Below are 13,237 nucleotides of genomic sequence, written 5' to 3'. Positions count from 1 at the left end.
AGGGGAATCTTAGCTTAAGACTGATGCCAAAGAAGCGGATTGCCGCTGGCGCGGGAATAGCCTTCTTCGCCCATCAGAACGTCCAGAGCCAGACTGGCCAGGTCGTCTGCAACTGGATCAAGGCCCAGTTGTTTTTCCTGGTAGAAGATTTTGCGGTAGGTGTGGCAGTTGTCGCAGGACTCGGCCTTGATCCCTTCCGGGCCATCTTCAATGGCATGGTAAGCCACGCTTTTGGTGCTCTCGCAGTGCGAGCAGGTCACGCGTACCAGATGCCATTCCACGCTGCAACGAGGGCAGCACATGTAGCGGCAACCATCTTCACGACCACCGACACGTACCACGCTGGATACGGGCAGGCTGCCGCAGGAGGGGCACACGCCAAAGGGGCTGGTCACAGACAGTTGGCCTTCGGTCAGCGAGCAGGCCAGATGTGTCCAGTAGACCTGCAAGGCGGCCATGACAAAAGGTGCGGCGGCACCATCTTGTTCTGGCAACTGCTCGGCCAGAATCGCGTCAGCCAGATCTTCCAGCTTTTGTGGGTCAGACTCGGCTTTCTGGAGCAGATCCTGGCAAACCTCTTGGGCGGCGGCAGGCACGTCCGAGGTATTGATCATGTGATTGAGCAGGCTGTTCAAGATGCTGAGCCACTGCGGATCGCGTTTCCAGCCCGAGGCCAGCAAGGGCGGCATACCGTGCCTTTGTGCCGTTTCCAGCACATCAGCGGGCAGTTCGGCCGGGGCAAGTGCAGTAAGCTGCCTGTGCTGCCCGTCCACCAGATGTGCCAGCAAGAGCAGGTAGGCGCCGACGGGGTTGCCATCAGCCAATTGGCGCAGACGTGCTGCCCGGTCTGCAAAGACGCTGGCTCGCACAGGCAGGCGCAGTCGGGGGATGGAGGTGTGGTCCAGACTTTCGATTTCGCCGCGCGGAAGGATGCGTTGCAAGACAGACTCCTGAAAACAAGGCTGCCATGCCCGAAATGGTGCATGGCAGCCGGGTTGCTTATGTACCAAAGCCCCGCTTATTCGGCAGGACGGCTGGGACCTTTTTCCATTTCTTCACGGAACCAGGCGCGGTGGTGTTTCCAAGCCCAGGCACGGGTGACCGTGCCACGGGTCATGGCTTTGACCGAACCCTTTACCCAGATACCGGCGTAAATGTGCACGATAATCGCGCAAATCATCAGCAGGGCGCAAACCGCGTGCAGCACGGAGGCCAGGCGGATAGCCCAGATGGGGAAGAAGGCGGAAAAGTATTCGCGCCACATCACCACACCGGTTGCCAGCAGGCCGATCATGAAGATCACCAAAGCAAAAAACAGGATTTTTTGCCCGGCGTTATAGCGGCCTACTTCGGGAATGCGCTCGTCCTTGGCATTGAGCACGTCCTTGAAGTGACGCAGCCAGGCCGCGTCACCCTTGGAGAACATATTGTGCCGTACCATGCGAGCCGCAAACAGGAAAAAGCACACAAACATTACCACGCCAATAAACGGGTGAAGAATGCGTGTCCACGGACCGCCGCCAAACAGATTGGTCAGCCAGAACATTGACGGATGAAACAGCGCCAGCCCGGACAAGGCCAGCAGCACAAAGCTCATGGCAATGATCCAGTGATTAATGCGCTGACTGGTGGTGTAGCGCTGAATCATGCCCTTGCGGTTGTGATCAGTCATGGTGAGCCTCCTGGATCTTGCGTGCGTCCTCGTCGGCGCGGCGCTCGTCTTCCTCGTCAGTCTCGTTAGGACCGGTTCGGATGTAGTGGAAGAAACCAATCAGGGCGGTCAGTGCCATGGCAGCAACGCCCAGTGGTTTGGCCACTCCCTTCCAGAGCGAGACCATCGGACTGATCTGCGGGTCTTTGGGCAGATCGCTGTACAGCTCGGGCTTGTCGGCGTGGTGCAGCACGTACATGACGTGGGTGCCGCCCACTCCGGCCGGGTCGTACAGACCGGCGTTCTCAAAGCCACGCGATTTCAGGTCTTCGATACGCTCTTCAGCGTGGTGCTGCATGTCTTCTTTCGTACCGAACACAATCGCGCCGGTAGGACAGGTCTTGGCACAGGCCGGTTCCTGTCCGACCGCGACACGGTCTGAACACAAGGTGCACTTGTAGGCTTTCTTGTCCTTTTCCGAGATGCGGGGCACATCGAAAGGACAGCCGGTCACGCAGTAGCCGCAGCCAATGCAGTTTTCCTCGTGGAAATCCACAATGCCGTTGGTGTACTGCACGATGGCGCCCGGCGAGGGACAGGCCTTCAGGCAGCCTGGGTCCTCGCAGTGCATACAGCCGTCTTTGCGAATCAGCCATTCCAGATCGCCAGCGGGGTTTTCATACTCCGCAAAACGCATGATGGTCCAGGACTTGTCGGTCAGGTCAGCCGGATTGTCATACACCCCGACGTTGTGGCCGACTTCGTCGCGCGTATCGTTCCATTCCATGCAGGCGACCTGACAGGCCTTACAGCCAATGCACTTACTGGTGTCGATCAGCTTGGCGACCTCCCCGCCCACGGGCTCGCGCACGCTGGGCATGGGGGTGGTGGTTGCGGAGCGCCGTTTGATATCAAGTGATTGCAAGGCCATGGCTTACTCCTTAATTTTTTCAAGTTGAACCAGGAAGGCCTTGGTCTCTGGCGTTTGCGAGTTGCCATCACCCACGGGCGGTGTCAATGCATTGATCAGGAAACCAGGTCGTGCCAGACCCACAAATCCCCAGTGCAGCGGGATACCCACCTGGTGGACAACCTTGCCATCCACGTTCAGGGCCTTGATGCGCTTGGTCACCACCGCCACGGCCTTGATGTAGCCACGGTTGGAGGACACCTTGACGCGGTCGCCTTGCACAATGCCCACTTCCTTGGCCAGTTCCTCGCCAATTTCCACAAACTGTTCCGGCTGCACGATGGCGTTCAGCTTCACGTGCTTGGTCCAGTAGTGGAAGTGCTCGGTCAGGCGGTAGGTCGTGCCCACATAGGGGAACTTGTCTACCGTACCCATGGCCGCCAGGTCGTCCTTGAAGATACGCGCTGCCGGGTTGGTCATGGCACGTGGCTCGTCAGGACTGAGCGGGTTGTAGCTGAGCGGGCTTTCAAAGGGCTCGTAGTGCTCGGGGAAGGGGCCTTCTGCCATGCCCTTACGGGCAAAGAAGCGGGCGACACCTTCGGGGTTCATGATGAACGGACCCATGCCATCAGCCGGATTTTCATCGGCCTTGTAGTCGGGGACGTCCGCACCACCCCAGCGCTTGCCATCCCAGTGAACCAGGCTGCGGCGTGGGTCAAAGGGCTTGCCGGTCAGGTCACAGGAAGCACGGTTGTAGAGCACGCGGCGGTTTGCTGGCCAGGCCCAGGCCCAGTTCAGCGTCTGGCCGATGCCGGTGGGGTCGCTATTGTCGCGGCGAGCCATCATATTGCCTTGCTGCGTCCAGGCACCGGCATAGATCCAGCAACCGCTAAGCGTGGTGCCGTCGTCGCGCAATTCGGCAAAGCCATCCAGCTGCTCGCCTGCTTTACGCGTGATCTTGGTCGGATCCTTGGGATCATGCAGATCCACCAGTGCGCGGCCCGAATATTCCTTGGCCAGTTCAGCGGCGGTTGGATCATCCGGGTTGGAGTAGGGCCAGGACAGGTTCAGGATCGGATCAGGGAAGGCACCGCCTTCTTTCTGGTACAGCGAGCGAATGCGCGTGAACAGCGTACTCATGATCTCAATGTCGCTCTTGGCCTCGCCCGGAGGGTTGGCGGCCTTCCAGTGCCATTGCAACCAGCGGCCCGAGTTCACCAGTGCGCCTTCTTCCTCGGCGAAACAGGTGGTGGGCAGACGGAAGACTTCGGTCTGGATGGAAGCGGAATCGACATCATTGTGCTCGCCATAGTTCTTCCAGAACTCTGACGTTTCCGTGACCAGCGGGTCCATGATGACCATGTACTTGAGCTTGGAGAAACCACGTAGCAGCTTGGCCTTGTACGGTGCCGCCGCCAGGGGGTTGAAGCCCTGACAGATGTAGCCCGTCATCTTGCCTTCGTCCATCAGCTCGAACACTTGCAGCATGTCGTAGAGCTTGTCCAGCTTGGGCAGGTAGTCGTAGGCCCAGTTATTGTCGGCCTGGGCGGCATCACCAAACCAGGCCTTCATCAGGCTGACGTGGAACTTCTTGTAGTTGCGCCAGTAGCTTAGCTGGTTGGGGCGGAGCGGCTGTTGGGCACGCGCGCCAATGTAGCCGTCAAACTCTTTCTCGGCCTGGTTGGGCAAAGTCAGATAGCCGGGCAGCAGGTTGGACATCAAGCCCAGGTCAGTCAGACCCTGAATGTTGGAGTGTCCGCGCAGCGCGTTCATGCCACCGCCGGCAATACCAATATTGCCCAGCAGCAGCTGGACCATGGCGCCAGTACGGATGATCTGCGAACCAATACTGTGTTGCGTCCAGCCCAGTGCATACAGAATGGTGCCCGCGCGACCCGGTTCAGCGGTCGAGGCCAGCATTTCACAGACTTTCAGGAACTTGTCCTTGGGCGTGCCACAGACGCGTTCCACCATCTCGGGCGTGTAGCGCTCGTAGTGCTTGCGCAGCAGTTGGTAGACCGAGCGTGGGTGTTGCAAGGTGGGGTCGGTTTTGACGTAACCGTCCTCGCCCAGCTCGTAGTCCCAGGAGGACTTGTCGTAGCTGCGTTTTTCTTCGTTGTAGCCCGAATACAGCCCCTGCTCGAAGTCAAAGTCTTCGCGCACGATAAAGGGCATATCGGTGTAGTTGCGCACGTATTCGTGCTGGATCTTGTCGTTATCCAGCAGGTATTTGATGACGCCACCCAGGAAGGTGATGTCACTACCGGTGCGTATAGGCGCGTAATAGTCCGCCACGGATGCCGAACGCGTAAAGCGTGGATCCACAACGATCAGTTTTGCATTGTTGTGTGCTTTGGCCTCGGTCACCCATTTGAAACCACAGGGGTGCGCCTCGGCTGCGTTGCCGCCCATAATCAGCACAATATCCGCGTTCTTGATGTCGACCCAATGGTTCGTCATCGCTCCACGGCCAAACGTCGGGGCAAGACCTGCCACCGTCGGGCCGTGTCAGACACGTGCTTGGTTATCGAACGCCAGTACACCCATGCTGCGGATGACTTTATGGGTGACATAGCCCACTTCGTTACTGCTTGCCGAAGCAGCCAGCATGCCCGTGGTCAGCCAACGGTTGACGACGGTGCCATCTTCAGCCGTGGTCTGGAAGTTGGCGTCGCGGTCTTCTTTCATCAGCTTGGCAATACGCGTGAAAGCGTCTTCCCAGGAGATGCGTTCCCATTTGTCCGAGCCAGCGGCGCGGTATTCGGGGTATTTGAGTCGGTTGGGGCTCTTGATGAAATCCACCAAGCCTGCGCCCTTGGGACAGAGTGTGCCGCGATTGACCGGGTGGTCCGCGTCGCCTTCGATGTGAACCACGCTGGGCTCGGCATTCATGGCACCGTCACCACGGGAGTACAGCAGCACTCCACAGGCTACAGAACAGTAAGGACAGGTATTTCGCGTCTCTGTCATGCGGGTCAGTTTGTACTGCCTGACTTCCGCCATGGCGGGGGTGGGCGCAGCGCCCAGCAAAACCATGCTGGAACTGGCCAGCGAGGCCCCCGTCACTTTGAAGAACTGACGCCGATTCATGTTCACCATGCGGCTCTCCAATAGGATTGTGTTTTCGTGTTTGAAATCGTGAGGGGAATCGCCTTGTGAGCTCTGCCCCTGTTTTATAGTTGAACAGTATAAGCGTTGAACTTATGGGTTACTGCCCGAAGGGCGTGACTAATTGATCAAGGACAATCTTGATTCTATTGAGGTTTTCACGCCAGAGCCGCAAGTGTAGTCGGTGATGCGGGTATTCACCTACTGTTTGCAAGGGATTTTTTCAATTTAGCGGGCTTGTTTGAAGAATTCGATCTGAAAGCTGCCGGGCAGCTCGAACTCCACGTGGTGCAGAATCTGGGGCTCGATGACCACGCATTGGCCGGCTGTCAGGACTACTTCGGTAAAGGGCTCCTGGTCCAGCGCAAAGCGCAGTACGCCGGTTTGAACCCGCAGTAGGCCCCAGGTGCCGGCCTTGGTGTTGTGGGCACGGCGCAGGGCCTCGGGCAAATTGTCCGGCGTGAAAACGGGGGATTGGCTGTAGCGTTCCAGCCCTTCGGGCAGGGTGTCGGGCAGGCGCGTTTGATTGCTTTGCGCCTGATAGGTTTGCCAGAGTTTGGCGGCAATTCGGTCTGCCATGGCGTCTGCCTTTTCTTGCAGGGCGGGTTTGCCCAGATTGGCCGTGGTTTGGTGGAAAATTTCCAGCCAGCGTTCAAACAAGGGCCAGGATAACTCGGGCAGGGCCGCATGGCGCGCAATCGGGGCGCCCTTGAAGCGGCGTGTGCCCAGCAAAATGGCCGACCAGAAATCACACAGCATATCCAGATGCTCGTCCCAGTCCTGCACATGGTGTTCAAAAATCGGGCCTAGTTGTACATCTTGCCGTACCTGGGCGTAGAACTGGGTCACCAGTTGGCGGATGTCGGCTTCGGTGTAATCGGCCTGCGGCGGCGAGTGTGTCATGGGTATCAAGCCAGAGAAGCTAAAAGTCGGCATTCTCGGTCTGCTTGAAAGGGTCTCCAATGACAAAAGTCATGAGTGCGTCGATCGCTTAAAAAGAGCGTTGGGCTGGACTGGCCAAACGGCGCAGGTGGGCCTGGTCATGTACCTGCCAGTCGCTGCGCTTGCCGCTGACATAACCACGCGCCTGCCAGTCGGTAAACAAACGGCTCAAGGTTTCTGCCCGTATGCCCAAATGGGCGGCCAGTTGCCGTTGGTTCAAAGGCAATTGGATATGTTCCCCTTGGCGGGCCTGCAGATTCAGCAAGTAGTTGGCCAGGCGCTCGGCGGCCGAGCTGGCGGAAATCCAATCCACTTTGTTGACCTGTGCATACAAGGCGCTGCTCAGGCCAGCCATCATGTTCATGGCCAGTTCGGGCCAGCGGCGGCAGGCTTCTTGCAGACTGCTGCGCGAGAGCTTGTAGACGCGTACTGTCCCTTTGGCGCGGGCGCACATGGGGTAGCGACCATGCGGCATGAACATGGCGGCTTCCGCTACCAGTTGGCCGGGCTCGAATACGTTGAAAACACGTTCGTCGCCATTTTGGCTGTAGCGCAGGATTTCTACCTGGCCGCTATCGACCAGCAAGCAATAGCGGGCCTCGTCACCTTCATTGAACAGAATCTGGCCGGCGCTGGCGTGCTGAGCCAGGGCGTCATGGCACAAATGCTGGATGACCTCGATGGGCAGACCTTGCAGGAGGCGGTGGCGGGCCAGCAATTCAAACAAAGCTGGACACGGGCCGGGCATGTTGACTTTTGTCATTGGGACGCTGGGATGAAGATGGGAGAATTCCCATTTGATAATAGTTCTCATTATACGAATCTTCATGCCATATATCTATCAAGGGTTTCATTGCTGGGCTGCATCTCAGGGAAAAATTGCCCGTTCAGAGAGAGGGCGGCAGGCTCTCGCCAGCCATGTGAGTGGGCTTCCCTTAAACCAAGCTGCTCCCAAGGCAATCGATGCTGGCTTATCGGGTAAGCATGCTGCCATGCTCCGTCTGGATGAACCTGATCTAAAAAACGGGGCACAGGTTCACGTTTTGGGTGGAGTTAAGGAGCGGGTTCTTGCTCGGTTTGCCTCTAAGGCGCTGGGTAACTCCAAAAGAGATGGCCGTGGGATGTTCGTTCGCAAAGTCTTGAACCGTGTTTTGCCTGGCTTGCTCTTGGCCTCGCTGGCAGTAGGTGCTCAGGCCGCTCCCCGTTATGAGTCCCTGACTCTGGCTGGTCCAGGCGCGGTGGTGTCCTATCCCTTGATGCATATGGCGCAGACCCAGGCCTTGAGCCAATACACGGACAAGCTGGAGTTTCGTCTGTGGCAAAACCCGGATCAGTTGCGTGTCCTGCTGGCAAAGAAAGAAGTGGATTACAGCGCTGCACCCAGCAATTTGTCCGCCTTGATGTTCAACAAGGGACAGGCCGTCAAACAGCTGAATATCTCGGTCTGGGGGATTTTGTGGCTGGTCAGCCGTGATCCTGCCGTCAAGAGCTTTAGCGATCTGGCCGGTCAAGAACTGCTGGTGCCATTCCAGCGCGATCTGCCTGCTGTCCTGCTGGACACCTTGCTGGCCAAGCAAGCCGAACCGGGCAAGGAAGCCGTGCGCTTGCGCCGTACCCGTGATGCTCAGGATGCGATTGCCTTGATGCTGACCGGGCAGGGCGATCAGGCCCTGCTGGTTGAACCTACTGCCTCCTTGCTCTTGTGGCAGGCCGAGCAGAAAAAGGTGGAACTGCATCGTGGCCAAAGTCTGGAGCAAGCCTGGGCGGAAGTGTTCCCTTCGCAACAGGCGCTGCCTCAAGCCGGTGTCATGGCTAACGTCACCGTTGCCCACGATACCGAGCTGAATCAGGCCGTGGAACGGGCTTATGCCGAGTCGGCCCGTTGGTGCAGTCAGCAGCCGCAAGAGTGCGCCCAAATGGTTCATGGCTATTTACCCCAGTTCCCGGTTCCGGCAATTCAAACCGCGATTGAAAAGACTCGTCTGGATAGTCGTCCAGCCAGTGAAATCCGCCCTCAACTGGAAGCGCTGTATCAATTGCTGGCGGATCAGCATCCCCAAGCCTTGGGTGGTGGTCTGCCTGCTGCCGGGTTTTATGGACCATGAAAACCAGGTCTCATTTAACGGCCCGTAGCTCTCGTGCATGGGGCGTAGCGGGGGTGCTGCTGATCTTGCTGTGCTGGCAGATCAGCGCCATGTTTCTGGGGCCTTTGCTGATGGCCTCCCCCATAGAAACCGCCCGTGCGATTCCGCGTTTGATGATGTCCGGCCATTTTCTGAATGTCGCCGGAGCCAGTTTGCTGCGCGTGGCCATTGGCGTCAGCGTGGGGTGTTCCATTGGTTTCACGCTAGGCATTTTGGCGGCGCACAGTCCGCGGCTGCGCGGCTTGCTGGAACCTTTACGTTGGTTGTTGATGGCGATTCCGCCTGTGGTGGTGGTTGTGCTGGCCATGCTCTGGTTTGGTCTGGGTTCGGGCATGGTGATTTTCATGACGGTGCTGATGATGGTGCCGGGCATGTACGTGAACACGGTCAAAGGCATGTTGCAGGTAGACCGCGATCTGATCGAAATGAGCCACGTTTACCGCTTTGGCTGGTGGCGTCGTCTGCGTCACCTGTATCTGCCTTCCCTGACGGCCCCCTTGACGGCTGCTTTGCTGATCGCTTGCTGCGGTGGTGTGCGTCTGGTGGTGATGGCCGAAGTGCTGGGTGCGGAAAGTGGTGCGGGCTATGCCCTGGCCAATGCGCGCAGCACCTTTGACAGTGCCGAGCTGTATGCCTGGGTGGTGCTGATTCTGGGCTTGGTCGCCGCGATTGAATTTGTCCTGCTGCAACCCTTGCAGCGTCGTCTGGGACAGTGGCGGGAGGACAGCCATGCTTGAGCTAAGCCATGTGCAAGTCCTGTTCGGGCAAAAACCGGTTTTGCAGGATTTAAGTTTCACCTTGAAAGCCGGGCAGCGCCTGGGCGTTCTTGGCCCTAGCGGTGAAGGCAAAAGCACCTTGCTGCGTTTGGTGGCCGGGCTGATCAAGCCCGATAACGGCCAGATCTGGAACGAGTTCCGTCACCCTGTGCTGGTGTTTCAGCAGCCTCGTTTGCTGCCTTGGCGCAGCGTGCTGGACAACGTGCAGATTCCGCTACGTGCGCAAGGTTTGTCCGCTACGCAAGCCAAAGAGCGTGCCATGTATTGGCTGGGGCAGGTGGAACTGGCCGATGTCGCCCAGTCCTGGCCCGGCGAGTTGTCCGGTGGCATGGCGCAACGGGTAGCACTGGCCCGCGCCTTTGCCTTGCAGCCGGATCTTTTGCTGCTGGACGAACCTTTCAGCGCTCTGGACCCGGCCCTGCGTAACAGCCTGGCCCAAGCCTGCCTGCGTTGTCTGGAAGAAACTGGAGCGGCGCTGCTGTACGTCAGCCATCAACCCCGTGAGTTGATGCGGGTTGCTGATTCCTGCCTGCTGCTGCAAAAGGGACAAGGCCAGCTGTTTGAGCCTGTGGCCCCGGCGGATACCGCTGCCCGTGAGTGTCTGGCCGATTCCTTGTACGCCCAACTTTTGTCTCAGGAGGCTTTGACGCCATGACTGCCTATCCCGTGATCCTCTTGTTCCACCTGTTTGCTGCTTTGTTTTTCATCGGCACGGTGTTCTTTGAAGTCCTGATGCTGGAAGGCATACGCAAGCACGTTCCGCGAGAGGCCATGCGCACCTTGGAGATTGCTATTGGTGACCGTGCCCGGCGCATCATGCCCTGGGTTCTGCTGGTTCTGTACAGCGCCGGGATAGGTTTGGCCTGGCATCACCGCGCTGCGCTGGCCCATCCTTTTGACAACACCCTGGGCCTGTTTCTGACGATCAAGATTCTGTTGGCGCTCAGCGTTTTTGGCCATTTTCTGACGGCCATGACCTTGCGGCGCACCGGACGCATGAAGTCCATCCATTTCAAGCGCATTCACCTAAGCGTGTTCTGTCACATGGTCGGGATCGTGATCCTGGCCAAGACCATGTTTTATCTGCACTGGTAATTTCACTTTCCTATCGAGAATACGATGTCACACGTTCCTGTATTGCGTCGGCTGACGGTCAGCCTGGCGCTGGGAGGGCTGTGGTCGGGCGCCGCCTGGGCCGATCCGTCTACCTCCACCCTGTCTCCCATTGTCATCAAGGCGCCTGTCGGGCAAAGCGTGCTGCAGGCTGACCTACGACAAGAGAAAGCCCGCCTGGACGCCGTGCCCGGTGGCACCAACTTGATTCAGCCGCAGGAAGAAGTGCGTCTGGTGACCTTGCGCGATGCCCTGGATTATCAACCCGGTCTGGTGGTGCAGGATTTCTTTGGCGGGATTGATCAGCCACGGCTCAATATTCGCGGTTCGGGGATTCAAAGCAATCCGGTTAATCGAGGTGTCTTGTTGCTACAGGATGGCCTGCCTTTGAACGAGGCGGACGGCTCTTTTGTGATTGGTTTTCTGGAACCGCGCAACAGTTCCTTGATCAGCGTGCGGCGTGGTGCCAATGCCTTGTCCCCCAGTGCAACCACCTTGGGTGGCGAGCTGGATTTCCGTTCCATGAATGGCACACAGGGCGATGCCATCAGCGTGGAAGGCGGCAGCTTCGGGCGTTTGGGCTTGTATGCGGCCAAGGGTTTTCAGACGGACGAGTTTGATGGGCGATTGGCCGTCAGCCACGACAAGGCCGATGGCTATCGCCATCACTCGGATTCCGAGCGCACGAATGTGCAGGGCAATATCGGTTTCAGGCGCGGGCAGTTCGAGAACCGCACCTACCTGTCCTATGTGGATTTGAAGTTTGATATTCCCAATGTGGTCCCGCGTGAGCGTCTTTACAGCGATCCGCGCAGTGTGATGGGGGACTATGGCACGCCGCAGGATATGGCGGCCAATGTCTATAACCGCGACCCGAATCGCAAGGCCACTCAATTCCGTCTGGCTAACCGTAGTTATTGGGGTACCGAGGATTTCAACCAGACCGTGGGCCTGTACTGGCAGACGGTGGACGATACTTTTACGAATCCGCAGGTGTCTTCGCCCACCAAGGGGAATACCTATGGCGCACAGTGGCAGTTGGCCGGTCGTGAAGGCAGCCTGGATTATCGCCTTGCCCTGGACTGGGCGCGCAGTGATATGGATCGTGAGTTGTATGCGGTCAATCCTGCCAATGGCAGCCGTGCCTTGTTCTTTGGGGACTATCGCCTGCGGGCTGAAAACCGCAATGCGCTGTTGGGTTTGAGCTGGAAGGTTGCGCCCCAGTGGACGGTGGTGGGGGATGTGAAGTACAGCCAGGCGATTCGTGATGCGCGCAATCGTTTGGGGGGCGATACCCTGAACCAGAAATGGTCTTACGCCAGCCCGAAACTGGGTGTGGTCTGGCAGCCGTCCGAGGATTTGCGGGTGTTTGCCAATGTCAGCCGCAGTCATGAAGCGCCTACGTATTGGGAGATCATCAGTGCGGAAGTGCCGCAGCCCATGAATGTGCGCTCGGCCGTGACGGGGCTGACAGAATTGAATGTGCAAAAGGCCACGACTTTTGAGTTGGGCGGGGCCGGGCGTTTGGGTAGGGGCGAGTCGGCGGTGGACTGGTCTTTGGCCGTGTATCGCAGCAATGTGAAAGATGAGCTGATGGCTGTCAGTGATGCGACGGGGGCGTCGTCAGTGACGTTCAACTATGGTGATCGTACGCGGCATCAGGGTGTGGAAGCGGGTTTGAGCGGTTCTTTGACTGCGCCGGCGGCAGGGCGTTGGGACTATCGTCTGTCCTATACCTACAGTGATTTCCGTTTCCGTGGCGGCGAGTATGAAGGCAATCGTATTGCCGGGGTGCCCAAGCATTTGCTGGGTGCAGAGCTGATGTATCGCCGCGGTGGCTGGCGTTTTGGGCCGAATGTGCGCTGGCTGGCTTCGGATACGCCAACCAATCATCAGAATGTGGAAGGCACGCATCAAAATGCCTATGCCATTTGGGGCTTCAAGGTCGCTTATCAGCATGACAAGCATTGGAGTGCTTATCTGATGGCGGATAACATTTTTGATAAGACTTACGCCAGCAGCTATGTGATTCGTCGCTCGGCTTCGGAGGCGATGCCGACTTATCTGGCGGGCAATGGCAGGAGTTTCTTTGGTGGGGTGAAATATAACTTCTGATTGTTTTGATGCCTGCAGGTTGTAGTTGGGGGGCGGAATAAGGACTCAGGCAGGAATTGTCTCAGTGAAGACGCCCCTCTGGCCTGCGCCGGGGCCTTGGGGCTTGAGCTCTTGCCGGTGCTGCGCACCGGTCCCCTTGTCGAGAGATCAGGCAGGGCGCACCCAGAACTCGCCCGGTACTTGGTCCCCCGGACCAAGTACAAGCGTCGGGCTCAAACAGCTGGGTGCTTGAACCCCTGCCTGCTCTCTCGCCTGCGGCAAGCGCTCTGAATCGCCCCAAGGCCCCGGCGCAGGCCAGAGGGGCTCACAGGGGATTCACGCCTTAGGGGGTTCTGACTCTGGGCTTTGGATTTGGGCTGTATTGCGCAATGCCTTGGATAGGCCGCGACTTTAGATGCTGTGCTTGGGCGGGTTCAGGGTTTCTTGTGTCTAAACTTGGTGTTGCTGGTTTGCTGGTTGTAGTTGTAGTTGTAGTTGT

The 13,237-nt window shown here is 58.1% G+C and carries 11 protein-coding genes; 5 read left to right on the top strand and 6 right to left on the bottom strand.

Going from position 1 to position 13,237, the window contains the following annotated elements; all coding sequences use genetic code 11:
* Positions 1-14: 14 nt before the first annotated feature.
* From fdhE to CPY64_RS15670, 6 genes are all read right to left on the bottom strand, one after another.
* Complete coding sequence (gene fdhE, locus CPY64_RS15700; protein ID WP_042485918.1) at positions 15-941, bottom strand: formate dehydrogenase accessory protein FdhE; 927 nt, start codon at positions 939-941, stop codon at positions 15-17.
* A gap of 77 nt (positions 942-1,018) precedes the next feature.
* On the bottom strand, positions 1,019-1,672 hold the full coding sequence (locus CPY64_RS15695) for a formate dehydrogenase subunit gamma (protein ID WP_026483687.1): 654 nt from the start codon (positions 1,670-1,672) through the stop codon (positions 1,019-1,021).
* Entirely contained in the window at positions 1,665-2,582 is a 918-nt protein-coding gene (gene fdxH / locus CPY64_RS15690) for a formate dehydrogenase subunit beta (RefSeq protein ID WP_042485921.1), read from the bottom strand. Before fdxH ends, CPY64_RS15695 begins: the two co-directional genes overlap by 8 nt.
* Before the next feature lie 3 nt (positions 2,583-2,585).
* The gene (gene fdnG / locus CPY64_RS15685; protein WP_139125381.1) at positions 2,586-5,660 is read right to left on the bottom strand and encodes a formate dehydrogenase-N subunit alpha; all 3,075 of its coding nucleotides are present in this window, start codon (positions 5,658-5,660) and stop codon (positions 2,586-2,588) included.
* Between the two features lie 237 nt (positions 5,661-5,897).
* Positions 5,898-6,572, bottom strand: a complete 675-nt coding sequence (locus CPY64_RS15675; RefSeq protein ID WP_042486141.1) for a TehB-like domain-containing protein — start codon at positions 6,570-6,572, stop codon at positions 5,898-5,900.
* Between the two features lie 88 nt (positions 6,573-6,660).
* The gene (locus tag CPY64_RS15670) at positions 6,661-7,374 is read right to left on the bottom strand and encodes a Crp/Fnr family transcriptional regulator (protein WP_042485928.1); all 714 of its coding nucleotides are present in this window, start codon (positions 7,372-7,374) and stop codon (positions 6,661-6,663) included.
* Between the two features lie 358 nt (positions 7,375-7,732).
* Between CPY64_RS15670 and CPY64_RS15665 the strand changes: the two genes are divergently transcribed.
* The 5 genes from CPY64_RS15665 to CPY64_RS15645 are packed head-to-tail and all read left to right on the top strand — an operon-like array spanning position 7,733 to position 12,759.
* Positions 7,733-8,716, top strand: coding sequence for an ABC transporter substrate-binding protein (locus tag CPY64_RS15665; protein WP_226791392.1), 984 nt, complete (start codon positions 7,733-7,735; stop codon positions 8,714-8,716).
* Complete coding sequence (locus CPY64_RS15660; RefSeq protein ID WP_042485931.1) at positions 8,713-9,492, top strand: ABC transporter permease; 780 nt, start codon at positions 8,713-8,715, stop codon at positions 9,490-9,492. Before CPY64_RS15665 ends, CPY64_RS15660 begins: the two co-directional genes overlap by 4 nt.
* The gene (locus tag CPY64_RS15655) at positions 9,485-10,186 is read left to right on the top strand and encodes an ABC transporter ATP-binding protein (RefSeq protein WP_042485935.1); all 702 of its coding nucleotides are present in this window, start codon (positions 9,485-9,487) and stop codon (positions 10,184-10,186) included. Before CPY64_RS15660 ends, CPY64_RS15655 begins: the two co-directional genes overlap by 8 nt.
* Positions 10,183-10,626 carry a CopD family copper resistance protein gene (locus tag CPY64_RS15650; protein ID WP_035270184.1) on the top strand — a complete coding sequence of 148 codons (444 nt, stop codon included), beginning with the start codon at positions 10,183-10,185 and terminating at the stop codon, positions 10,624-10,626. The genes CPY64_RS15655 and CPY64_RS15650 overlap by 4 nt, the downstream gene beginning before the upstream one ends.
* A gap of 24 nt (positions 10,627-10,650) precedes the next feature.
* Entirely contained in the window at positions 10,651-12,759 is a 2,109-nt protein-coding gene (locus CPY64_RS15645) for a TonB-dependent receptor family protein (RefSeq protein WP_042485938.1), read from the top strand.
* Positions 12,760-13,237 lie beyond the last annotated feature (478 nt).

This window comes from Alcaligenes faecalis, assembly GCF_002443155.1.
In the GTDB taxonomy this organism is placed as follows: domain Bacteria; phylum Pseudomonadota; class Gammaproteobacteria; order Burkholderiales; family Burkholderiaceae_B; genus Alcaligenes; species Alcaligenes faecalis.
This window is presented reverse-complemented; position numbering and strand designations above follow the sequence as displayed.

Coding starts and splice junctions, on each gene's coding strand:
- CPY64_RS15695 (WP_026483687.1), bottom strand. CDS start 1,672: ATGACTGATCACAACCGCAAGGGCATGATTCAGCGCTACACCACCAGT.
- fdxH (WP_042485921.1), bottom strand. CDS start 2,582: ATGGCCTTGCAATCACTTGATATCAAACGGCGCTCCGCAACCACCACC.
- CPY64_RS15675 (WP_042486141.1), bottom strand. CDS start 6,572: ATGACACACTCGCCGCCGCAGGCCGATTACACCGAAGCCGACATCCGC.
- CPY64_RS15670 (WP_042485928.1), bottom strand. CDS start 7,374: ATGACAAAAGTCAACATGCCCGGCCCGTGTCCAGCTTTGTTTGAATTG.
- CPY64_RS15665 (WP_226791392.1), top strand. CDS start 7,733: ATGTTCGTTCGCAAAGTCTTGAACCGTGTTTTGCCTGGCTTGCTCTTG.
- CPY64_RS15660 (WP_042485931.1), top strand. CDS start 8,713: ATGAAAACCAGGTCTCATTTAACGGCCCGTAGCTCTCGTGCATGGGGC.
- CPY64_RS15655 (WP_042485935.1), top strand. CDS start 9,485: ATGCTTGAGCTAAGCCATGTGCAAGTCCTGTTCGGGCAAAAACCGGTT.
- CPY64_RS15650 (WP_035270184.1), top strand. CDS start 10,183: ATGACTGCCTATCCCGTGATCCTCTTGTTCCACCTGTTTGCTGCTTTG.
- CPY64_RS15645 (WP_042485938.1), top strand. CDS start 10,651: ATGTCACACGTTCCTGTATTGCGTCGGCTGACGGTCAGCCTGGCGCTG.